Source organism: Photobacterium chitinilyticum (assembly GCF_004104355.1).
Taxonomy (GTDB): domain Bacteria; phylum Pseudomonadota; class Gammaproteobacteria; order Enterobacterales; family Vibrionaceae; genus Photobacterium; species Photobacterium chitinilyticum.
Window position 1 is genome coordinate 457,597 of sequence record NZ_RJLM01000002.1, and the last position, 22,682, is coordinate 480,278.

The window sequence follows — 22,682 nt, forward strand, 5'->3', positions numbered from 1 at the left end:
TTCTAGTGGCTGATGGTTTGCTGTTTGCCGATTTTTATACTTTTTTACGCAAAATAGAGCCTTTCTCATGAATCTTCACATTATATTCGTGATCTGTCTGACATGTTTTACTTAAAAGAACAGAGAAAGTGATAGGTCATCAGCAAAAATAAAATATTCAATAATTGAACGATTGAAATAAATGTTTCGTTTGGTGTATTTTAATCATCAGAAGGAAGACGTGAGTTACTGTCCTCCGATAGTAGGAACAATAACAAATATCTATTTAGTTGATTTTGGTTACGTACATTTTTAGTCGTCGACCAGATACCTATCGTGAAATTATGTCGGGCATTAAACAGCTCGGTGCCAAGGAGTCTCTATGTACAATATCGCGTTATTCGGTGCAGGCCGTATTGGTCAGGTTCACGCAGTTAACATCGCAGAACACAAAGAAACCTCGCTTTATTCAGTGATCGACCCGTACCTTGACGGTGCAAATGCACTGGCAGAAAAATATGGAGCGAAAGTACAGTCGACTGAAGAGGCGATAGCTGATCCGAATGTGCATGGAGTGCTGATTGCATCGGCAACTGATACCCATGCGAACCTGATTGAGTTGGCAGCCAAAGCCGGTAAAACCATCTTCTGTGAAAAGCCCGTTCACCTCGATATTGCACGAGTCAGAGATTGCCTGGCGACGGTTAAGGCGAATAACGTTCCGCTGTTTGTTGGCTTCAACCGCCGTTATGACCCGCAATTCCGTAAAGTGCGTGAAATGCTGAGTGCTGGCTCGATTGGCAAAGCCGAATCACTCTTGATCACTTCTCGCGATCCATCGCCACCACCAGCCGAATACGTGAAAGTCTCTGGTGGCATGTTCCGTGATATGACAATCCATGATTTTGATATGGCACGTTTTATCATGGGTGAGGATCCTGTCTCTATCTATGCGAAGGGCAGCAATATGGTTGATCCTGAGATCGGCAAGGCTGGTGACATTGACACCGCATTCGTTGTGATGAAATTCCCTTCAGGTGCGATGGCGACAATTTCTAACAGCCGACGTTCTGGCTACGGTTATGATCAGCGTATTGAACTGCATGGTGAAAAAGGCTTACTGACGGCGAACAATATCAAAGAAGATGCTGTTGAGCAGTGGGGTGAAAATGGTTGCGTAGCGGCTAAACCTGAACACTTCTTTTTGCAGCGCTATGACGCGGCATATAAAGCAGAGTGGAATCACTTTGTAGATGTACTTGCAGGGCGTGCGAAGCCAGAATGCAGTGGCTATGACGGCGAACAGGCTCTATTGCTCGCTGATAGCGCAATTGAATCGTTGAAATCGGGCCTGGAAGTCAAACTCTAGTCCTCGTTATCAGGGGGCGCTATCTACCAGCGCCCCCTTTTTTTATCTGTTTTTCCTGTAAGCCTACCTCAGCATCGGGCGAAGAGTGTGCCCGGTACTGGCAATCAATGCGTAAACGAAAGATATGGAGGACATGATGTTGGCTTTTATCTCGTTTATTGGTTTTACCCTATTTGTAGCAGGTTTTGCATACTACAAAACCCATAACGCCCACCTGACTAATTCTGCTGAAGGTTACTTCTTGGGCGGGCGTTCCCTTACCGGGGTCTATATCGGTGGCTCGATGCTGCTGATGAACCTCTCTACCGAGCATCTGGTTGGTCTCAACGGCCTTTCGTTCCGTACCGGGTTTATCGTGATGGCATGGGAAGTCATGGCGGCGATGACCATCGTTTTGTTTGCAATCTTCTTTTTGCCGCGCTATCTCAAGCTGGGTATCTCTACCATTCCCGAGTTTCTGGAGCGCCGTTTTGATAAGCAGACACTGACTATCACCTCGTTTCTGTTTCTTGGTATGTATGTGATTTCCCTGCTGCCCATCGTGCTTTATACCGGTGCTATCGCGTTGGAAAGCCTGTTCCAGGTTTCGACGGTATTTAACGTCGACAAAACTACAGCGCTTTGGCTGGTTGTGTGGGGCGTTGGAGGTATGGGGGCCATTTACGCCGTGTTTGGAGGTATCAAGGCGATTGCTATTGCCGATACAATTAACGGGGTGGGCCTTATCACCGGCGGTTTAATGGTGACCTTCTTTGCTCTGTCCTATGTTGGTGATGGTGATGTATGGCAAGGCCTGGTGGATGTCTACAATACCAACCCTGGAAAGTTTAACTCGATCGGTGACAAGGATTCGCTGGTGCCGTTCTCGACCTTGTTTACGGGGCTTATCGTTTCCAACATGTTCTTCTGGTGTACTAATCAGTCAATTGTGCAAAAAGCGCTGGGGGCTAAAAATCTTGCAGAAGGCCAGAAGGGGGTACTGCTGTGTGCTTTCTTCAAATTGATGATCCCATCTATCATCATTTTGCCCGGCATCATTGCTTTCCATATTTTCCAGGGGCAAATTGACAACCCGGATCACGCGTATCCAAATTTGGTTCAATTGGTGCTACCGGAAGTCTTGGTTGGTTTCTTTGCTGCGGTTGTGGTGGGAGCGGTGTTCTCGACCTTTAGTGGCGGCTTGAACTCATCAGTGACGCTGTTTACGGTCAATATTTTCAAGAAGAGTCTAAAGCCGGATGCCACTGAAGCACAGATTGTTGCTGTGGGTAAATACCTCGGTTTGGGGCTCGCGCTAACGGCGATGATCGTTGCACCGCTGGTGGCCAATGCGCCGGATGGACTTTTCTATCTTATCCAGCAGCTGCAGGGTATTTTTAACTCACCTATTTTGAGTGTGGTATTGGTTGGCCTGCTGACCAAGCGTGTGCCGGCGATTGCGGCCAAGCTCGGTCTGCTGTTCGGTATGTCAGCGTATATTCTGTTTAACTTTGTTATTCAGGTTGATATTCATTTCTTCCATTTGGTGGGGTTACTGTTTGTTGTCAACGTTGTCTTTATGCTGACGGTCGGTTACTTCTACCCTCAGGAGGCATATGTGGAAGTCTACACCGAGCAAGTGGATATCCAGCCTTGGTCAATGGTTAAGCCGGTTTCGTTGTTGATTGCTCTAGGCTCGGTATCCATGTACATCTACCTTGCTCAAAATGTACCGAGTTGGGTGATGGGTGGCTACAATATTTTTGCCATCGCGTCTCTGGCTTATGTGTTCTGGTCTATTGCTCGCGAGTTAATGAAAAGTCCTCGTGTCGCTAGGCGTGCGCAAGATAACGCATAGTTAAGCCATTAATACGTCAAAATAACCCCTGATAGCCTCAGGGGTTTTTCCGTATGGGGAATTATATGGATCAATCACTGTTACCCAATATTTTAAGTTTCCTTTCTGATACAGACCCATTTGATAAGCTGCCTGCCGATGCAAGGTGCCAGCTTGCAGCGTCGGTAGATATTTCCTACCTAGCAAAAGGTGAACGGCTCGACGGGGAGCGAATCGTAGGTGCTGGGCTTTATATGGTTCGGGTGGGTGCGGTAGAGCAGCGTCATCATGATCTGTCGCTACGGGCAAGGCTGGCTAGCGGGGATCTGTTCGGATTTAGCCAATTAAAAAGAGACTGTGACTGCGAATATACGGTCTGCGCATTGGAAAACACCCTTCTTTACCTGATCCCCCAGGCCGTACTCAATCTCCTGATGGCAGAGAATCCCGCAGTACGGGATCATTTTGCCGGCAAGGAAGGCCAGCGTTTGGCGGGCACACAAAGCAGGGATCAAAAAGCGGGAGACAACACACTATACCTTAAGTCGGTTGCCGGAGTTTTGCATCCCAATGTCGCAATCGTCGAGCCTACTGCCACCATTCAGCAAGCAGCCGGTGAAATGGTGCGCCAGCATCGTTCAAATGCATTGGTAATGGATGGGGAGGTACTACTGGGAATTATTACAGATCGTGATATGACCAAACGGGTTATCGCACAGGGGCGGGATTTCACTGATCCTGTTACCACGGTGATGACTGATGCGCCATGTACTATTGATGCCGATGCGCCGCTTGTACGGGCCGTAGAGCTGATGATGCAGCAGAATGTGCGTAGTCTACCGGTTGTTGAGGGGGGCAAAATTAAAGGTGTGCTAACCGCTACCAGTATGATTGAAAAAAGTCGGGTTCAGGCCGTCTATCTGATCAGCCGAATTTATCGTCAGGAGTCGGTGGCAGAGCTCAAGGCTCTCTCGTTGCAACGCCAGTCTGTCTTTGAAACTCTGACCGAAACAGGGGTTCACCCTCGATCTATTCAACAGATGATGAGTCTGATTGCAGATGCATTTAATAAGCGCCTGCTCCTGCTTGCTGAGCGCAAGTTTGGCCCGCCGCCGTGCGATTATGCTTGGATTGTTGCTGGCTCACAGGCTCGAAATGAGGTTCATTATCTTTCGGATCAGGATAACGGCTTGATTCTGGCCTGTGAACCTGATGAGAGGCAGAAGGATTATTTTCGTCGGTTAACCGAGTATGTTTGCTCTGGTTTGGCCGAATGTGGTTACCCTCTCTGCTCTGGTTATATGATGGCAACTAACCCAAAGTGGTGTGTTTCGCACGAGACTTGGTTGAGCTATTACTGCCGGTGGGTGATGCAGCCGGAAGCTGAGGCATTGCTTAATATCAGTGTCTTTCTGGACACGCGATTTCTGTATGGCAATGAAGCCCTTTTTAGACGCCAGCAACAGCGTGTTTCCGAGTACACTAAAGGGAATCGCCGTTTCCTTGCTGTGCTAGTGGCCAATTCCCTGCGCATCAGTCCGCCACTGGGAATGTTCCGTCAGTTTGTTCTGGCAAAAGATGGCGAAAACGGCAGCGTATTCAATATAAAGACACAGGCCCTTAATTTACTGGTGGAGCTGGCTCGAATTTATGCTCTGGCGGCGAATAGTTCCGAGACGGAAACGTCTGCCCGGTTGAAGGCGGCGGTAGAGGCACAGGTGATCAGTGATAGTAGTAGAAAGGAACTGCTGGAAGCATTTCATTTTATCAATCAGGTCCGCTTCAACCATCAGAGAAGTGCCCTTATTGAGGGGAAAGCAGCCAGCAATAAGATCGCTCCTGCATTGCTCACCCAATTCGAACGTAATCATCTTAAAGACGCGTTTCGGATCATTGCTCGAACTCAGGAAGCGGCATTGTTACGGTATAATGCTAAAGGCGTGATTACATGATAGAACGCTTGTTCCGTTTTCGGCATCCTCTTGTGCAGTTGGAAAAGCATCGATTAACCAGAGTGGCACGAGGTTTCATTCCTGAGGAGCTGGCACCGCTTTACCAACGGGTTGTCCCCGATCCGGAAACGGCGATCGATCAGCTTGAATTTTTGGTGGTTGATTTTGAAACATCAGGACTTGATCCCGAACGGGATACCATCTTGTCTATAGGCATGGTCGAAATACGCCAGCAAACGCTGTCATTATCCTCTGCTAGCCATTTTTATGTGGCTAAACCTCAGCAGGTAAAACCTGATACTGCAGTTATCAACCATATCACGCCTGAAACGCTGGCAGCAGGCGTTTCACTTGAACAGAGTATTCATGACTTGCTCGAACGTATGCCTGGGAAAATACTTGTTGCTCATGGCGCGGCAATAGAGCGGGACTTTTTACGCCGTGCATTGGCTGTCGATCGTAGTGCCGACCTCCCTGTCGTCTGGCTCGATACATTGATGCTCGAGCGCTCACTTGCAACGAATCGAGGCAAAGAAGGGAAGGACTACCGTCTTTGCCAAATAAGACAAGAAAAAGGCTTGCCGGGTTATCTCGCTCACAATGCGCTGGCCGATTCTGTAGCCACAGGGGAGCTGTTTCTCGTTTTGCTCAAAGAGATATTTGCCGGTTTGCCCCCCACCCTAGGTCCTCTCTATTATCGTTCACTGTATGGCCGCGCCTAAGCGGGCACTTTTTAGTGTTAGTGAAATGAAAATTCCAACTTGATCACGTTATGAAATTTATATCCTGAAATGTCTTGATGGTGAAATAAACATTCCGTATAAAGTACATATCGAAACGAACTTCAATAGCGAACCGTCGGGTTCCAATTTAATTGTTGGGGATGTTATGAAAGAAGTACGCATTGGACTTATCGGCACTGGGTATATTGGGCGCGCTCATGCGATCGCTTTTTCTCAGGTTTCTACTGTATTTCAGCTCCAGGGCAAGCTCGTTCGCGAAATGGTTGCGGAAATCAATCCTGAACTCGCTGCCCGGCGTGCCGAAGAGTTCGGCTTTAATCGCTCAACAGGCGACTGGCGCGAGTTGGTGGCCGATCCGAACATTGATGTGGTTGATATCTGTTCGCCTAACTTTCTACATAAAGAAATGGCACTGGAAGCGATTAAGCATGGCAAACATGTTTATTCTGAAAAACCGCTGGCACTGAGCTCTGCTGATGCAAAAGAAATGGTGGAAGCGGCGCGAAAAGCTGGTGTTAAAACACTGGTTGGCTTCAATTATATGAAGAACCCGACTGCCAAGCTGGCTAAAGAAATTATTGCCAACGGCGAAATCGGTGAAGTCGTGCATTTTTATGGCACCCACAATGAAGATTATATGGCTGATCCTCTGGCTCCGATCCACTGGCACTGTTTCAAAGAAACGGCAGGCCTTGGCACTTTGGGTGATTTGGCAGCTCACATCGTTAATATGGCTCAATACCTAGTGGGTGATGTGGAGTCTGTGTGTGGTGATTTGCAAACGGTTATCAAAGAGCGCCCTGAAAAAGAAGGTTCCAGTGTCATGGTTCCTGTCGAAAACGAAGATCAGGCTCATGCGATGATGCGCTTTAGTAATGGTGCAATGGGCGTGATTGAGTCTTCTCGAATCGCCTGCGGCCGCAAAATGGGCCTTAACTATGTGATCACCGGCACCAAAGGTTCCCTGATGTTTACGCAGGAACGTATGGCAGAAATCAAACTCTACCGACATGACGAGCCAGCAAACCGACAAGGCTTCAAGACGTTATTGGTCGGTCCTGAACATCCTGACTATGCCCCGTTTTGCGGCGGTGCTGGCCACGGCATCGGTTTTAACGACCAGAAAACAGTTGAAGTGCGTGATTTGATTAACGGTCTTGCAGCCGATACACCAATCTGGCCGGACTTTGAAGAGGGCTGGAAAGTCTCCCGAGTATTGGATGCGATTGCATTGTCGCATGAACAAGGCCGCTGGATTCAGGTCCAGGAACTTTGAGCCGATTAGTTTCCATTTTCAATTAGTTTGTAGGTACATGTTGGGACGATAGACAGTTAACCGTCCCGAAGGAGTCATACATGAACACTGAAAAGCATTTAGATTTAATTTGTATGGGGCGGATAGCCGTCGATCTTTATGGTCAACAAATTGGTTCGCGCCTTGAAGATATGGGGAGCTTTGCCAAATACCTTGGTGGTTCTTCCGGTAACGTCGCATACGGTACCGCCCGCCAGGGATTAAAATCCTCGATGCTGGCGCGAGTAGGTGATGAACATATGGGGCGTTTCCTTCGTGAAGAACTCAATACCGTTGGTTGCGATACCAGCCACCTTATTACCGATAAAGATCACCTGACCGGACTTGTTATTCTCGGTATCAAGGACGAGGATACGTTCCCTCTCATATTCTACCGTGATAATTGTGCCGACATGGCGATTACCCGGGGTGATTTTAGCGAGGAATACATTGCCTCTGCCCGTTGTCTGGCAATTACGGGGACTCACTTATCACACCCTAAAACTCGCGATGCAGTACTTACTGCCCTTGAGTATGCACGTCGTAACGGAGTGAAGACGGCGATTGATATCGATTACCGTCCTGTACTTTGGGGACTAACCTCAATTGGCGATGGGGAAACACGTTTTATTGAGTCGGAGCAGGTTACCGAGCAGCTGCAAGAAGTGCTTGGATTGTTTGATTTGATTGTCGGTACCGAAGAGGAGTTTCATATTGCCGGAGGTTCGACCGACACCGTAATAGCACTGCGTAAAGTCCGCGAAATGACAGGGGCTGAGCTGGTGTGCAAGCGTGGCCCACTTGGTTGCTCCGTCTTTACCGATACGATCCCGGATACACTGGATGAAGGTATAACCGTCGAAGGGGTACGCGTTGATGTGCTTAACGTACTCGGTGCGGGCGATGCATTTATGTCTGGCCTGCTGCGCGGATACCTTAACGGGGAAGGCTGGGAAAAAGCCTGTACCTACGCCAATGCTTGTGGGGCGCTGGTGGTTTCGCGCCACGGTTGTGCCCCGGCTATGCCAACCAAGATTGAGCTGGATAACTACCTAGAGCGTGTTGGGGAAGTACCTCGTCCAGATCTTGATAGTGAGTTGAATCACCTGCACCGTGTAACAGCCCGTAAAACAGAGTGGAATGAGCTGTGCGTGATGGCTTTCGATCACCGTATCCAGTTTGTGAATATGGCCCGTGACGTCGGTGCCGACATCAGCCGTATTAAGCCACTGAAAAAACTTATTTTGCAGGCAAGCCGTGAAGTCGCAAAAGAGGCAAATCTCCAGAATAAGCTAGGCCTGCTATGCGACAGCACTTTCGGTCAGGATGTTCTTAACGAGGTTACCGGCGACGGCTGGTGGGTAGGACGACCAATCGAATTGCCAGGATCGCGTCCGCTGGAGTTTGAGCACGGCAATATCGGATCTCAACTGATCGATTGGCCGCTTGAGCATGTTGTTAAGTGCCTCGTGTTCTTCCATCCGGAAGATGATCATGCCCTGCGTCTTGAGCATGAGGCCAAGGTAAAAGAAGTGTACAGCGCCTGCTGTAAGAGTGGCCATGAGCTGCTGCTTGAAATCATCCTCCCGGCAGATATGGAACGAACCGACGAGCTTTATCTTCGTGCCGTCAAACGATTCTATAACCTTGGCGTGAAGCCTGATTGGTGGAAACTCCCGCCATTGCAGAGCGAAAGCTGGGATGCTCTTGGTTCATTGGTTATTGAACGAGACCCATATTGCCGTGGCGTGGTATTGCTCGGCCTAGATGCTCCGCAAGAAGTGTTGGCTGCTGGTTTTGCAGCGGCAGCAAAACAACCTTTAGTCAAAGGGTTTGCTGTAGGGCGCACCTTGTTTGGGCAACCCTCTAAAGCCTGGCTTGCCGGCGAAATTGATGACAAGACTCTTGTTGAGAATATTAAAGCTAACTATCACAACCTAATTACCCTGTGGCGCCAAAGAGGCTAAACCTCGTGATTTTTGTCGAATTATTTTAAGGAGCAACACCATGACTGTTAAATTAGGCATCAACCCTCTAACTTGGACTAACGACGATTTACCAACTCTGGGCGCAGAAACCCCATTGGAAACTTGCCTGACGGAAGGTCGTCAAGCTGGCTTTGTTGGCTTTGAACTGGGTAATAAGTTTCCTCGTGAAGCGAGTGTTCTTGGTCCGATACTTGCTGCACATGATGTAGAACTGGTCTCAGGCTGGTATTCGTGTGAACTGTTGAGCCGCTCTGTTGAAGAGGAAATTGAAGCGGTTCAGCCACACCTGACGCTGCTACGCGAATTGGGTGCCAATGTCATGGTATTGTGCGAAGTGACTGGTTGTATCCATGGCGAACAAAATGTACCCGTTCATCTACGTCCGCAGTTCCCGGCTGAACGCTGGCAGGAATACGGCAAAAAGTTGACAGAGTTTGCCCGTTATACGCAGAGCCAGGGGGTACAAATTGCCTACCACCATCATATGGGCACTGTCGTTGAGACTGCTGAAGATATCGATAACCTGATGGAGCATACTGGTCTGGAGGTTGGCCTGCTGTTAGATACCGGCCATCTGACGTTTGCAGGAGCTGATCCGGTTGCAGTGGCAAAACGTTGGGCCCACCGTCTTAATCATGTGCATTGTAAAGATGTGCGCAAAGATGTCTTGGCTGATGTGAAAAACCGCAAGACAAGCTTCTTGGATGCGGTACTTTGTGGTGTGTATACCGTTCCTGGTGATGGTTGTGTCGATTACCCCGCTGTATTTACCATTCTCAAAGAGCAAAACTATAAGGGGTGGCTAGTGGTTGAAGCCGAGCAAGATCCGGCGATTGCCCACCCGTTAACCTACGCGACAATGGGTTATAACAATCTTCATAACTACGCGAAAGACGCAGGTTTATTATAATAATAGCCCTGTTGAAGCGCTGGTTTATACCGGCGCTTTTTGCCGTATAGACATTATAAGGAGTGTCAAATGTCATCATTACTTTCAAAATATCAGGCCCCAGATGCACAAGGTCGCACCCAGCACGTCACGCCGGAAAATGCGGGTTGGCAACATGTCGGCTTTAAAGCGTACGAACTTGAACCTGGACAAACTCTGACTTTGACTGGTGATGAAAATGAATACTGTCTTGTGCTGGTCGCTGGAAAAGCCACAGTAAAAACAAAGGACGCGATATTTGAGAATATCGGTGATCGTATGGATCCGTTTGAGCGTAAAAAACCCTATGCGGTATACGTTACTCAGGGCGAAGGTTGTGAGGTGGTAGCCAACACAGCACTTGAGCTGGCGGTATGTTCAGCCCCGGGAATAGGTACTTATCCGACACGGTTGATCGTACCATCAGACATTGATGCCGAGCAGCGTGGACATGGCTACAACAAGCGCTATGTACACAATATTCTGCCTGATTATAAAGATGCAGATAGCTTGTTAGTTGTCGAAGTGTTTACCGACGAGGGATGTACTAGCTCATATCCCAGCCATAAGCATGATACAGATAATGAACCCCACGAGACCTATTTGGAAGAAACGTACTATCACCGCTTGAATCCCGCACAAGGTTTTTGCTTCCAGCGTGTGTATACCGATGACCGTTTATTGGACGAATCCGTGGCCGTTTATAATAAAGATGTCGTAAAAGCACCGAAGGGTTATCACCCAGTAGCCACAGTGGCAGGGTATGACAATTACTATCTGAACGTGATGGCCGGGCCGACTCGTAAGTGGCTATTTACCTGGGAAGAAGACCACAACTGGGTTAACAGTGAAAGCTATGCTAGAAAACATGCGGAATAAAGTTGAAAAAGCCACGTGAAGTGGCTTTTTCTGTATTTGCTTCTAGTCGATTTATAGCCAATGACGATGTCTGAAATGCATCGTTTTATTTATAGTTAGTATTATTCCACTTAATTATCTTTATAGCTTTATGACTTTTCCGCATTCAGTGCAGCGGTGTATTGACTTGTAGACCAAGCGTTGCCAGAAATTCCGTTTTACACGTATAACTTGAGTGCAGCGGCATTCCATATGTGATATCCCTCTAACGAATTATTGTGCGTATAGTTTCTCAACTACTTGCTGAATAAATGCTGAATATTACATGTCTCTGGCACGCATTTCCTTCTTTTGTTAGTACTTTCTTACAATTATCAGTTGGATGAAGTCATGACACTATCAGTGGCAAACATATGAATTATATGTTCAAAGAAAAAACATAGGCCAATGAATGAATTGACCTGTCTAGCCTAGTTGTTCACTCAGGTAATCAACCAACATCCGGACTTTTGGTGACAGGTGGCGGTTGTGTGGGTACAGAGCCCAGATCCCGTCATCACTTTCGGTAAACTGGGTCAGCAGCGGGATCAGCTGGCCGTTGTCGATATACTCTTGCACGTAGTAATCCGGGAGCTGGACAATGCCAATTCCCTTGAGTGCAGCGTCGGTAAGCGCATGGCCGCTGTTGCAGCTAAGGCTGCCTTTGACCCGGATATTACGCGCTTTACCCTGCTCCTGGAAACGCCAGTAGTCCAACGTACCCTGAAGGCAGTTATGCTGCTCCAGCTCTGACAATGAATAAGGTACGCCATGGGTGGTTAGGTATTCTTCAGAGGCACAGACATACTGGGTACGAGAATCCAGCCGCTTTGCCATCATGCTGGAATCTTCCAGTTTGCCGAGTCGGATTGCCAAATCGAAGCCTTGATCGACCAAGTCTACTTTCTGGTTTGACAGCTGCAGGTGAACTTCGAGATCCGGGTATTGGAGGGCAAAGTTGTTGATCAGTGGTGCAATAGTGCCTTCGCCGTAGGTGACGGGAGCCGTTACTTTCAGTACTCCTCGCGGCGAACTCTGTAGATTACCGATTGCACGTTCAGCTTCTTCCAGCCCATCAAGTACCTGACGGCAGTGCTGATAATAAACACGGCCGACATCGGTGACCGACACTTTGCGGGTCGTACGATAAAACAGCTTGGCTGCGAGCCTTGTTTCTAGTGAGCTGATCTGGCGGCTAACCTGAGCTGTTGATATTCCCAATCTTTTTGAAGCTGCCGTAAAACTTTCTGCTTCAGCGACAGCGACAAATTCGCTGACCCCTTCCCAGTTAAACATTGTTACACCCACGTAAAGGTTACTTGCTAATGATTGAGATTATCTGCTTGTCGACAATAAATGCAAGAAGTTTGAACAGAGAAACGACGTCTGGGGAATTAGTTTTTCCAAGCTTTCATTGTTACATATGGGTAAAAGTCATTTGTGATTTATCCTGATTATCATCGGAAGGGAAGTCAATATAATGCACCCCATTGAAACGGAGCACACCGTTCGTATCGAATTATAAAAGACTGAAGATAGGACAAAGAAATGACTGCACAAACTCTAAAATCCCGTGCTGCTGAATACCTGAACAGTTAGGGCGAGTTGACATCTTATTAGCGTCAACTCGCCACCATGTTTCATGATCTTTCGTTGTATTTACTGCCTTTCCCGCCCAGCCTCGGCTTGGCGGGCTTTTTTGCATCTGGATAAGTGGTGCTGTTTGGCTACTTCAGCTTGAACTTACCTACAATTGCTGCAAGTTGGGCGTTAACCGCAGCGATATTGACCGTTTCCTCAGCGGTATGCTTACCCCCTGTATCTAACTGGGCAACAATCTCGCTAATCGCTGACATGTTTCGGCTGACTTCCTGGGTCACACTGCTTTGTTCTTCTGCCGCCGTCGCGATTTGAGTACTCAGATCGTTAATCTCGGAGACATAGTTGTTCATTGTCTCCAGACTTGTCGCGACGTCACTGGCACCATTTGCCGTTTCTTGGCAACGGATCTTGGTGTTGTCCATGGCTTCAACCATAGATTTGTTACCGAGCAACAGCTGTTCTAGCGCTTCTTCTATTTCTGTTGTGCTTGCCTTCGTTCGGCTGGCTAGGTTACGCACTTCATCGGCAACGACGGCAAAACCACGTCCTTGCTCACCGGCTCGTGCCGCTTCGATAGCTGCATTCAAGGCTAACAAGTTAGTCTGCTCGGCTATCTCACCAATAACATTCAAAATGGCATTAATACTCTGTGTCTCATCACTCATTCTCTGTACATTACTTGCGGCTGCATCGACATCGTTAATCAGTGCAGCAACAGTAATTTGAGCCTGGTTGACGATAACTTTTGATTTCTCGCTGGTGAGGTTTGCTTCCTGGGTAAACTGAGCCGCCTCTGCAGCATTAACGGCTACCGATTCCGCGGTTGAGTTCATTTCTTCAACGGCTGTTACCACCTGCTCGGTTTCTGTAACATGGCTTTGTAAGATGGCTGTATTGTTGTCGGCTTGGGTCTTCAGGGCTGTAACATTCGATTGTAGGTGACTTGACGCGGCTTGAATTTCCAGCATCATCTTTTGCAGGCTTTCAATAAACAGGTTTATGCCATTGGCTATCTGACCCAAATCATCATCTGATTTTACATCCAAGCGTTGAGTTAAATCGCCATTCCCTTGCGAAAGGCTAACGACTGTTTCTTTTAGCTGCAAAATAGGGCGATAGAGTAGTCTTAAAACAGCTAGCACGAGAGCAATACCGAATACCACGAATCCTACAGTTGTAAGTAATGCATCCTTGCGAGCTGAATCGAGAGACGCATAGGTAATCGATTTATCGAGCCCTATCATCAGAAACCACTTCTTATTTCCAATTTTTATTTCGTGGGCAAACATCGTTTTATCTAATCCTGTTGGATTTATATAATCCTGAACTAGATATGTGTTTGAAACAGCGGCAAGGGCGAGTTCTTTAAACTGTGAATAATTGGTGAGTTTATTTCCGTTTTCAATCTGGCTTGTCGACGTGGCAAGTATTGTAGTATTACTGTCTACGATAATAGATATAGATCCTGGAATATCAATGGACTTAACGACATCATTTAATAAATCGAGTTCGATATCGCCTAATAATATACCGTCGTTAACATTTTCACCAAAACTGACCATAAGCTTTTTTGTTGAGCTGTCTGCGTAGACATCAGTAAATACAACGCCTGAACGGCTATTGACTTGATTCCACCATGGACGCTGCCTAGGATCGTAGAAATCAGGATTTTTATAATCGACCCATTTCGTATCTGGTGTTGATTTGTAGGCGGTACCGTCATCAAACCCAATCATCAAGTTACCAAGATTAGCAATTGCTGCCCCATCAATCATACGTTGGACATGTCCGTCGGTATAATTATTCACTTTATATTTAGAGGCCAAATTATGTAAGCCCTGAGATTTTTGCGTTATGAACCCTTCAATGGCTGAACTTTGGTCTCTTACCAGGGTTAATGTCGAGCGAGTCACCTCGTTAATTAATGCGTCTCTTTGATTGAGATACGAAATATAGTTTGCGGCTCCAATTGACATTATTGTCCATAACGCGATTGAAACGATCAGTGAATTCTTAAATCCCAGATTCTTCATACAGCCTCATCTTTGTTTTTTATATTATTATGTATTAACTTCACCTGGTTAATTAACTAAACTGTCAATAAATCGAATGAAATAGAGTGTATTGTATTGGTGCGCTTAATTTTGGAGGGGCATAATACATAAAATGGTTATGAGTTAAAATATATCTATGAGTTATTTCTTCCTATTTTTCAAATGAAACTTAATTTTCCACTAATGTTTGTAAGTTATATTCATCTTAATTAGTTTTAATTGTCACTTGATAAAGCTTTTACTCTAAATGGCAAAATAATATTCTGATAGAATTATATTTGTGGTTTTTACTTTTGATTATGAGGGGAGACATTAACGCATTGTCAAAGGTTTGATGGCGGTTCAAATAAAAGGCTTGATATGTAGCTTGAATTTATACTTCGAAACAGAAATAACAGATTGATATGTCTACTGTTGACTATTGGGCTGAGTGCTTAAAGTTCGGAGAGATCGCTCATGCCGCTGTGGCGAAACATATACCACAGCGACAAATATAACTAACGCATGCTTGGGTTAGATAAAGCGAATTTTAACCGCTTGGAGCTTGCTGGCTGAGTCATCCATGATGAACTCGACAAGGCTACCGGAAACGGGTTGGCAGCTGCCATTGATATTGGCCGCATCAAATCGGATGTCACCGCCAAGATCGCAAGTAATTAGGCCAGTTTTTTCTTTAGTGTTGAAGCTACGGATAATACCGGTTTGTGAAATCATTTTATTTTCCTTTTTTGCCCAAACAATGCTTTAGGAGCGTTATGTTTGTGGCTATCAAATTGAGTAGATAATTCAGTTCCGCTCACTTCAGGTGGCGGTCGTTATCGTTTTAACTCATTGACCTTTATCTATTTACCGCTACGAGCTCACCCTACTCAATAGCGCATCACTGCATAGTCGATTGCAACGATACCAAAACAAAAATTGACCTGAACCGAGTTAGACCCGTTTAGGCTGTTTGGTATACACGACGGCAGTGGAAATAAATCATGTATATGATCTTTTGGAGGTTCTTCTTTACAGCAGGCTTTGGCGAGAAGCTAGGAGTGTGAAGTGTTCTTCGAAAATCATTTTTCAGGTCTGAGTTACAGACAACAAAACACTAACTATAAATGTGCTCGGTGTAAACACATTTATTGCAAATAAATGTGATTCAGGTTGTTAAATGTTGCTGTGTTGGTATTAAGTTGTTGATATATTTGGCTTTTATTGCGATTGTTTCGTTCGTCACAAACCTCTGACTATACTGATTGTAAGTATTAACCTGCCAAGGGAAGGATGACGTGATGAGTACAACCTGCCTGGCTACATCAGACATCACACTGGTGTTGTCATCTTGGTACAATCAAGACTTCCGCCTCTCCCACGACTTTCCGTCTGCATAATTCCGAATAACAATCTAACTAAATATCTTGTTATTTTCGAGTCTGTTATTGGCTCTCTATACCTGTAGAAAGCAGAGCAGAACGGTAACGTATGAGGCAATCTCTATGAAACGTATTCCAGAGCCTTTTCGCATTAAAATGGTTGAATCGATCCGAATGACCAATGAGGATGATCGCCGTGAAGCTTTGATCGAAGCTTGCTACAACCCGTTTATGCTAAAAAGCGAGGATGTCTATATTGACTTGTTGACTGACTCCGGTACCGGTGCGATGAGTGATGTGCAGTGGGCTGGCTTGATGATGGGGGATGAGTCCTATGCAGGAAGCCGCAACTACTATAATTTATGCGAGGCAGTACAGCACTTCTTTGGTTATAAACTGACCGTGCCTGCACACCAGGGGCGAGGTGCCGAGCAGATTTTGTTCCCGTGTTTGATCGAACGGATGAAAACTGTGCGTGGTGGTGACAAGCCGGTATTTATTTCCAACTACCATTTCGACACGACGGCTGGGCACATCGAGCTCAATGGCGGCAAGGCTATCAATGTATTGACCAAGAAAGCCTTTGATACCGATATCTACGAAGACTGGAAGGGCAACTTCGATCTTGACCAGCTCGAATTAACGATTAAGCATTATGGCTCGCACAATATTGCAGCCATTATTACCACAGTGACCTGTAACAGCTCAGGCGGTCAGCCGGTATCGATGGCCAATATGCGGGCCGTCTACGAGATTGCGAAAAGAAATGATATTCCGCTCGTGATTGACTCAGCCCGTTGTTGTGAGAATGCTTATTTTATCAAGGATCGTGAGCCGGGTTATCAGAATAGCTCGATACTCGAGATCATCCGTGAGATGTACCAATATGGCGATATGCTGACGATGTCGGCTAAAAAGGATCCGATGGTCAATATCGGTGGCCTGTGCTGTATTCGTGATCACGAGGAATTGTTTCAGGCTGTCCGGACTCGCTGTGTTCCGATGGAAGGTTTTGTGACCTATGGCGGTATGGCCGGGCGTGATATGGAAGCGCTGGCTCGCGGGTTGTATGAAGGAGCCGATGAAGACTTCCTGCATTACCGGATCAATCAGGTTAAGTATCTTGGTGAACGACTTCGTGAAGGTGGCGTGCCGATCCAGTATCCGACGGGTGGCCATGCTGTGTTTGTCGATGCCAAAAAGATATTGCCGCATATTCCGCCGGAACAGTTTCCTGCCCATGCGTTGTGCAATGAGCTTTATCTTGAAGCGGGTGTCCGCGCGGTAGAAATTGGTTCACTGCTGCTGGGACGCGACCCGGAAACGGGCAAGCAGAAGGAAACCCCGCTGGAGCTGATGCGTTTGACTATTCCGCGCAGGGTCTATACCAACGATCACATGGATTATGTTGCCGATGCCCTAATAGCCGTCTGCAAACGAGCCGATGAAATTAAAGGGCTGATCTTTGAATATGAGCCATCGGTATTGCGTCATTTTATGGCCAAACTCAAACCCGTTGGGTGAGTGGCACCATAAAGGTGCGCTTGTGATTTTTACTGCACCAAATAAGAGCGCGCCTTCCGGCGGGTAAGGTGCACTACAAGCAGATTTTACCTATGGTACGCGATGTAATGCACGATGCTCGTGCGTCAATTTTTGGGAGTATCTATTATAAAACAGTGCTTTAGGTTAAGTGTTGAGTCGTCATTCCAAATTGGAACCCTAGAATGGGTCAAAACGGCACAAAATCTGCTATATCCATGTTGCAAACAAGATTAATCAACAAGGATGTGGAGACGTTTGTGGAAAACATCAACAGTGCTGTAGAAATATTGATTCAAAGCTCAAATACATTATTCATTTTGTTAGGGGCAATCATGGTTCTGGCCATGCATGCCGGTTTTGCCTTTTTAGAAGTAGGAACGGTTAGACAGAAAAACCAAGTTAACGCTCTCGTTAAGATTATTGCTGACTTTGGTTTCTCTGCCATTGCCTATTTCTTTATCGGATACTGGGTGGCTTATGACATCACGTTTTTGTCCAGTGCCGAGCAATTGAGTGCCAATAGTGGCTATGAGCTGGTGAAGTTCTTCTTTCTGATGACTTTCGCGGCAGCAATTCCGGCCATTATTTCAGGTGGTATCGCTGAGCGTGCCCGTTTCTATCCTATGTTGGTAGGATCATTTTTTACTGTTGGTTTGGTATATCCATTTTTTGAAGGACTCATCTGGAACAGTAATTACGGTTTTCAAGATTGGCTGGCCGAGACATTTGGTGCCCCATTTCATGATTTTGCCGGATCCGTCGTGGTCCACAGTGTCGGCGGTTGGATAGCCTTGGTTGTTGTCGCCATGCTGGGGATCCGAAATGGCCGTTATCGCGGTGGTCGCCTTATCGCGTTTGCGCCGTCAAACATTCCATTATTGGCTCTGGGTGCGTGGATTCTGACTGTCGGTTGGTTTGGGTTCAATGTGATGTCGGCACAAACAATGGGTGGCATCAGTGGCTTGGTGGCGGTGAATAGTTTGATGGCGATGGTTGGCGGGATCATTACAGCGCTCTTTGTCGGCAAGAATGACCCCGGCTTTATACACAATGGTCCGCTGGCGGGGTTGGTTGCCGTCTGTGCCGGTTCGGATTTGATGCACCCTGTAGGGGCGCTGGTTACTGGCGCGGTTGCGGGGGCTCTGTTTGTTTGGCTGTTTACCTATATCCAGAACAAACTTATGCTTGATGATGTATTGGGCGTATGGCCGTTGCACGGTGTTTGTGGTGCATGGGGCGGCATTGCAGCGGGTATTTTTGGCAGCGAGGCATTTGGCGGACTAGGAGGCATTAGTCTGGCGAGCCAGTTCATCGGGACGATTGCTGGTATCGTGGTTGCCGTGGTGGGCTCCGCCATTGTCTACGGGATCATTAAGAAAACCGTCGGCTTACGTTTAACAGACGAAGAAGAATACAACGGCGCTGATTTGTCTATCCATAAAATTGGGGCGATTAACGAGGATTAACGGTTTTTCTACAAGCCAGTATCATACGATGCTGGCTTAGTCATTGTAAGTTTCCTCCTATTTATCCTCTCCTCTTTGTTTCGCTAATTACCGAAGTGATCATACTAATCAATATCTTATTTGCTATGTCATTGTGTTTTTTATCGTGACGATAAAAAAGTTAGTTTGCCACCATGCGAGCAACAACCGACTATTCCTACAGAACGCAAAGCGCTGAATGCCATCAGGCGTATTATCATGACTGAGTATGTTCATTGACCAAATATATAGGTGCCTTTTTATATAACAAAAAATCAAACAGACAAAGAACACAAAATGACAATATGGATTAGACTTAAATGACAAATTTGTCACCCTAGTGGCAGTATTAATAATCTAAGAATAACCATGATTTATTAATATATTTCTGTAGATGAGGCCATTGAACATGTTTAAGAGCTATGCAATCTTTTCAGTTAAATACCCGTTGTTCCATGCGTTTAACTTGTTACTTATCAATGGTTTGTTTTTATTTTGCTGTTATCAGCTGATAGCGTATGAAAATATAGAGTATGCATCTGGGTTCCTGGTTGTTTTATTATTTGGTTTTATATTTGCAAAGGCTGCAGACTATAGGACAAAGTATTTAACTCTCGATAAGTAATCGTTGAAATTGATTATAATAAATTCATAAGCTTGGTACATATTAATTATGTATTTACGTTCATTCCTTCCGAATAGGCTTATTCTTAATGTAACTATGTTGCCCTTGCCGTTTATCCCGTAGAATTACTGGCTATTGCGATTGTGACAGTAGAGAGCCCGATGAAGATTGATCTATCCAAGATGGTAACGGAAAGCCGCAACACAGCCAGTCAGCACATTGATACCTTGTCGACGATGGAGATGTTAAAAGTTATCAACGATGAAGACAAAAAAGTGGCATTGGCCGTTGAGCAGGCATTGCCGGAGATTGCACGGGCTGTAGATGCTATTGCAGTGGCTTTTCGGCAGGGCGGACGATTGATCTACTCTGGTGCGGGTACGTCTGGTAGGTTAGGTATTCTTGATGCCAGTGAGTGCCCGCCAACCTATGGGAGTAAGCCCGAGCAGGTTGTGGGCTTGATCGCTGGCGGACATAAAGCCATTCTCAAAGCAGTCGAAAATGCCGAGGATAACCAGACTCTTGGAGCCGATGATCTTAAGGCGCTCAATTTTAATCAGCACGATGTATTGGTAGGCATTGCGGCAAGCGGGCGCACACCGTATGTATTGGGTGCAATGAGCTATGCCAAATCTGTCGGCGCAACCGTTGCCTGTATCAGTTGTAACCCGCAGAGTGCAATGACAGAGGTGGCAGATATCTCTATCACGCCGGTCGTCGGCCCCGAAGTCGTGACGGGCTCGTCGCGGATGAAAGCGGGAACGGCGCAGAAGCTGGTACTGAACATGCTGACCACAGGAGCAATGATCCGCACCGGCAAGGTGTATGGCAACTTAATGGTGGATGTGGAAGCGACCAATGCCAAGTTGGTGGAGCGGCAAAAAAACATTGTGGTTGCTGCAACCGAATGTAGCAGTGAAGACGCAGAATCGGCCTTGGCTGCCTGTAACGGCCACTGCAAGACGGCAATCGTGATGATATTGGCAAACCTTACTGCCGATGAAGCTCGGACCCTTCTAGAACAAAATCAAGGTTTTATCCGTCAGGCAACCAGCGCAGCGAACAGCTGAGTTTTCCTTCTGGGTAATACAGGGCAGGACTCGTTTTTGCATTTTTGCAAAAGAAGCCTGCCCTGTTTTGCTGTTGACGTCTGAATGCGCCTTAGCTCTTAAGAACGAAACTCCACATCCGTCTTCGGAATACAGCAGCACGCCAGTACCTTACCGTCTTCCCTCTCTCCAGGCAGCAGCGCCGGAACGTCCGGTTGCTCGACCTCGCCAGATTCTAGCGTTACCTTGCATGTGCCACAGAAACCGGCACGGCAGCTGTTTGACACGGAAAGTCCGGCATTTTCTGCCTGCTCAAGCAAGGTTTGCTGGTTGTCTCCCTGGAACAGGTTGCCATCGAGGCTGATAGTGACAGCTTTGCTTGTTTCGACATTGCCTCTGGCAGGGCCGAAGGCTTCTTGATGGTAGTTCGATTTATCCACCCCAGCTTCGGTTAGCAGGTGCTTGGCATCACTCATGAAGGTGTCTGGTCCGCAGACAAAGACCTGACGCTCCGTCAAGGTCGGAATGTGCTGAAGGTGCAACTTCGAGAGGCGGCCAGTGAGGCCTTTCCAGTTTTCATCTGGGCGGCTAAGGGCAATGTGTACCGTTAGTTGCGGATATTGCTCGACCAGAGCATCAAGCTCTTGCTGGTAGGGGATATCCGCCTGGCTACGGCATTGGTGGTAGAACACTATATCGTGCACTTGATTATGATCGGCAAGATATCGCAGCATAGATAGCATCGGTGTAATGCCGCTACCTGCCGACAGCAACAATAACTTGTCTGTATGCAAGCCGAGATGGAAGCTCCCGTCCGGTTTTTCGGCAACCAAGGTATCACCGACCATCAAGTGGTCATGGAGCCAGTTGGAGACGCGTCCGTCATCAATGCGCTTGACCGAAATTGCGTACTTTCCTGGCCGCGAAGGGCTTGATGAAAGCGTATAACGGCGGGCAACAAATTCACCGTTGATCTCTACCTGAAGCGGCAGATGTTGACCGGGCTGATAGGTGGGCAGCGCTTGCTGCTTGGTTGGTTCCAGCCAGAATGTGCAAAAATCGCGGGCAATGTCTTCACGTTCGACGCAAGTAAGCGTTAGGTTTAGTTCACTGTTGTCTGGATATTCTTCTCTGTGCTTGGATTCCAGTACTTCAACGGTATCACCTGCCTTGATTACACCTTCGTTCAGGGCTACTAGGTTTTGACCGAAATAAACATCACCCGATGTATCAGAGCGGAATTTTGACAGCGTAGCCAGAGGTTCTTTCATTTCATTGAAGTGACCGGTTTTCGGGTCGACAGTAGTAAGAATACAGCGCGCACAGGGTTTAACTGCTTCAAATTCGACTTCGCCAATCCGAATGCGCTTCCAGCTGTCTTCGGCAAAGGCATCGGTGCCGGCAATAACCAGATTGGTACGGAACTGATCCATAGTATGGTGTTGCGAGCTGCGGTCATTCAGGGCCTCGAGTGAGGCTTCGCTTATTACCAATAGTGGGTAGCCATCGGCAAAGCTGACATTTTGCTGGATCTTAGGGCGTACTCGGTTGGACTGGTCGCCAGTGTAGAGCAGGCGAACCGGTTCACCGGTGATATGGCTGAACCAGGCATCGGCTTTTGTGAGGGTGGTATAGGCACAGAAGGTGTCATTCCATACCTGGGCATTGGCCTCGTTCATTGTAAAGTCGGTATATTTCAGCACTAATGGCGACATATCCGGAAAGGTCAGTGTCAGGCCGTGGGGTTGCAGTGTTGCAGTGACTTTCACTAGCTCCGGGTATTTGCGGGCAGTAAGCATCGTGCCGTCTTTTTTGGCCACCATAAACCGCCGGTCAAAGCATAACCCCTGCTTTTCCACCCAGGCCTGCGATTGGCTTAGCCCTCCGATGGATTTGACGGGAAATACGTTTATTTGCGAAAGAATAGGTTTTTGCGAATGAACCGGGGATCCGGTAGAGACTGACTTGCTCACAGCGACTGTCCTTGATGTTGTTA

Annotated in this window: 15 protein-coding genes; 11 read left to right on the forward strand and 4 right to left on the reverse strand. The window is 47.0% G+C overall.

The window, feature by feature from the left end:
* Positions 1–361 precede the first annotated feature (361 nt).
* The 8 genes from iolG (at position 362) to iolB (ending at position 10,948) form a co-directional block, all read left to right on the forward strand.
* On the forward strand, positions 362–1,348 hold the full coding sequence (iolG, locus tag EDI28_RS08150; RefSeq protein ID WP_128783349.1) for an inositol 2-dehydrogenase: 987 nt from the start codon (positions 362–364) through the stop codon (positions 1,346–1,348).
* 133 nt (positions 1,349–1,481) lie between these two features.
* The gene (locus EDI28_RS08155; RefSeq protein WP_233353313.1) at positions 1,482–3,185 is read left to right on the forward strand and encodes a solute:sodium symporter family transporter; all 1,704 of its coding nucleotides are present in this window, start codon (positions 1,482–1,484) and stop codon (positions 3,183–3,185) included.
* 65 nt (positions 3,186–3,250) lie between these two features.
* Positions 3,251–5,116, forward strand: a complete 1,866-nt coding sequence (locus EDI28_RS08160; protein WP_128783350.1) for a DUF294 nucleotidyltransferase-like domain-containing protein — start codon at positions 3,251–3,253, stop codon at positions 5,114–5,116.
* Positions 5,113–5,838 carry an exonuclease domain-containing protein gene (locus EDI28_RS08165; RefSeq protein ID WP_128783351.1) on the forward strand — a complete coding sequence of 242 codons (726 nt, stop codon included), beginning with the start codon at positions 5,113–5,115 and terminating at the stop codon, positions 5,836–5,838. Before EDI28_RS08160 ends, EDI28_RS08165 begins: the two co-directional genes overlap by 4 nt.
* Positions 5,839–6,004: 166 nt before the next feature.
* Entirely contained in the window at positions 6,005–7,135 is a 1,131-nt protein-coding gene (locus tag EDI28_RS08170; RefSeq protein WP_128783352.1) for a Gfo/Idh/MocA family protein, read from the forward strand.
* A gap of 80 nt (positions 7,136–7,215) precedes the next feature.
* A complete protein-coding gene (locus tag EDI28_RS08175) occupies positions 7,216–9,120 on the forward strand; it encodes a bifunctional 5-dehydro-2-deoxygluconokinase/5-dehydro-2-deoxyphosphogluconate aldolase (protein WP_128783353.1) in 1,905 nt (634 codons plus the stop codon).
* A gap of 40 nt (positions 9,121–9,160) precedes the next feature.
* Entirely contained in the window at positions 9,161–10,051 is an 891-nt protein-coding gene (gene iolE / locus EDI28_RS08180; RefSeq protein ID WP_128783354.1) for a myo-inosose-2 dehydratase, read from the forward strand.
* 69 nt (positions 10,052–10,120) lie between these two features.
* On the forward strand, positions 10,121–10,948 hold the full coding sequence (gene iolB, locus EDI28_RS08185; protein ID WP_128783355.1) for a 5-deoxy-glucuronate isomerase: 828 nt from the start codon (positions 10,121–10,123) through the stop codon (positions 10,946–10,948).
* 444 nt (positions 10,949–11,392) lie between these two features.
* On the opposite strand, the gene EDI28_RS08190 is transcribed toward iolB, so the two are convergent.
* The 3 genes from EDI28_RS08190 to EDI28_RS08200 form a co-directional block, all read right to left on the reverse strand.
* Complete coding sequence (locus EDI28_RS08190) at positions 11,393–12,262, reverse strand: LysR substrate-binding domain-containing protein (RefSeq protein WP_128783356.1); 870 nt, start codon at positions 12,260–12,262, stop codon at positions 11,393–11,395.
* Positions 12,263–12,693: 431 nt separating this feature from the next.
* On the reverse strand, positions 12,694–14,544 hold the full coding sequence (locus EDI28_RS08195) for a methyl-accepting chemotaxis protein (protein ID WP_233353314.1): 1,851 nt from the start codon (positions 14,542–14,544) through the stop codon (positions 12,694–12,696).
* Positions 14,545–15,135: 591 nt separating this feature from the next.
* Positions 15,136–15,336 (reverse strand): hypothetical protein, encoded by a 201-nt coding sequence (locus tag EDI28_RS08200; protein ID WP_128783358.1) that lies wholly within the window; start codon positions 15,334–15,336, stop codon positions 15,136–15,138.
* Positions 15,337–16,106: 770 nt separating this feature from the next.
* On the opposite strand from EDI28_RS08200, the gene EDI28_RS08205 reads away from it, so the two are divergent.
* From EDI28_RS08205 to murQ, 3 genes are all read left to right on the forward strand, one after another.
* Positions 16,107–17,507 carry a tryptophanase gene (locus tag EDI28_RS08205; RefSeq protein WP_128783359.1) on the forward strand — a complete coding sequence of 467 codons (1,401 nt, stop codon included), beginning with the start codon at positions 16,107–16,109 and terminating at the stop codon, positions 17,505–17,507.
* A 236-nt stretch (positions 17,508–17,743) separates the two neighbouring features.
* The gene (locus EDI28_RS08210) at positions 17,744–18,994 is read left to right on the forward strand and encodes an ammonium transporter (protein WP_199287393.1); all 1,251 of its coding nucleotides are present in this window, start codon (positions 17,744–17,746) and stop codon (positions 18,992–18,994) included.
* Positions 18,995–19,798: 804 nt separating this feature from the next.
* The gene (gene murQ, locus EDI28_RS08220) at positions 19,799–20,707 is read left to right on the forward strand and encodes an N-acetylmuramic acid 6-phosphate etherase (RefSeq protein WP_128783362.1); all 909 of its coding nucleotides are present in this window, start codon (positions 19,799–19,801) and stop codon (positions 20,705–20,707) included.
* A gap of 98 nt (positions 20,708–20,805) precedes the next feature.
* On the opposite strand, the gene EDI28_RS08225 is transcribed toward murQ, so the two are convergent.
* The gene (locus EDI28_RS08225) at positions 20,806–22,659 is read right to left on the reverse strand and encodes a hybrid-cluster NAD(P)-dependent oxidoreductase (protein WP_233353315.1); all 1,854 of its coding nucleotides are present in this window, start codon (positions 22,657–22,659) and stop codon (positions 20,806–20,808) included.
* Positions 22,660–22,682 lie beyond the last annotated feature (23 nt).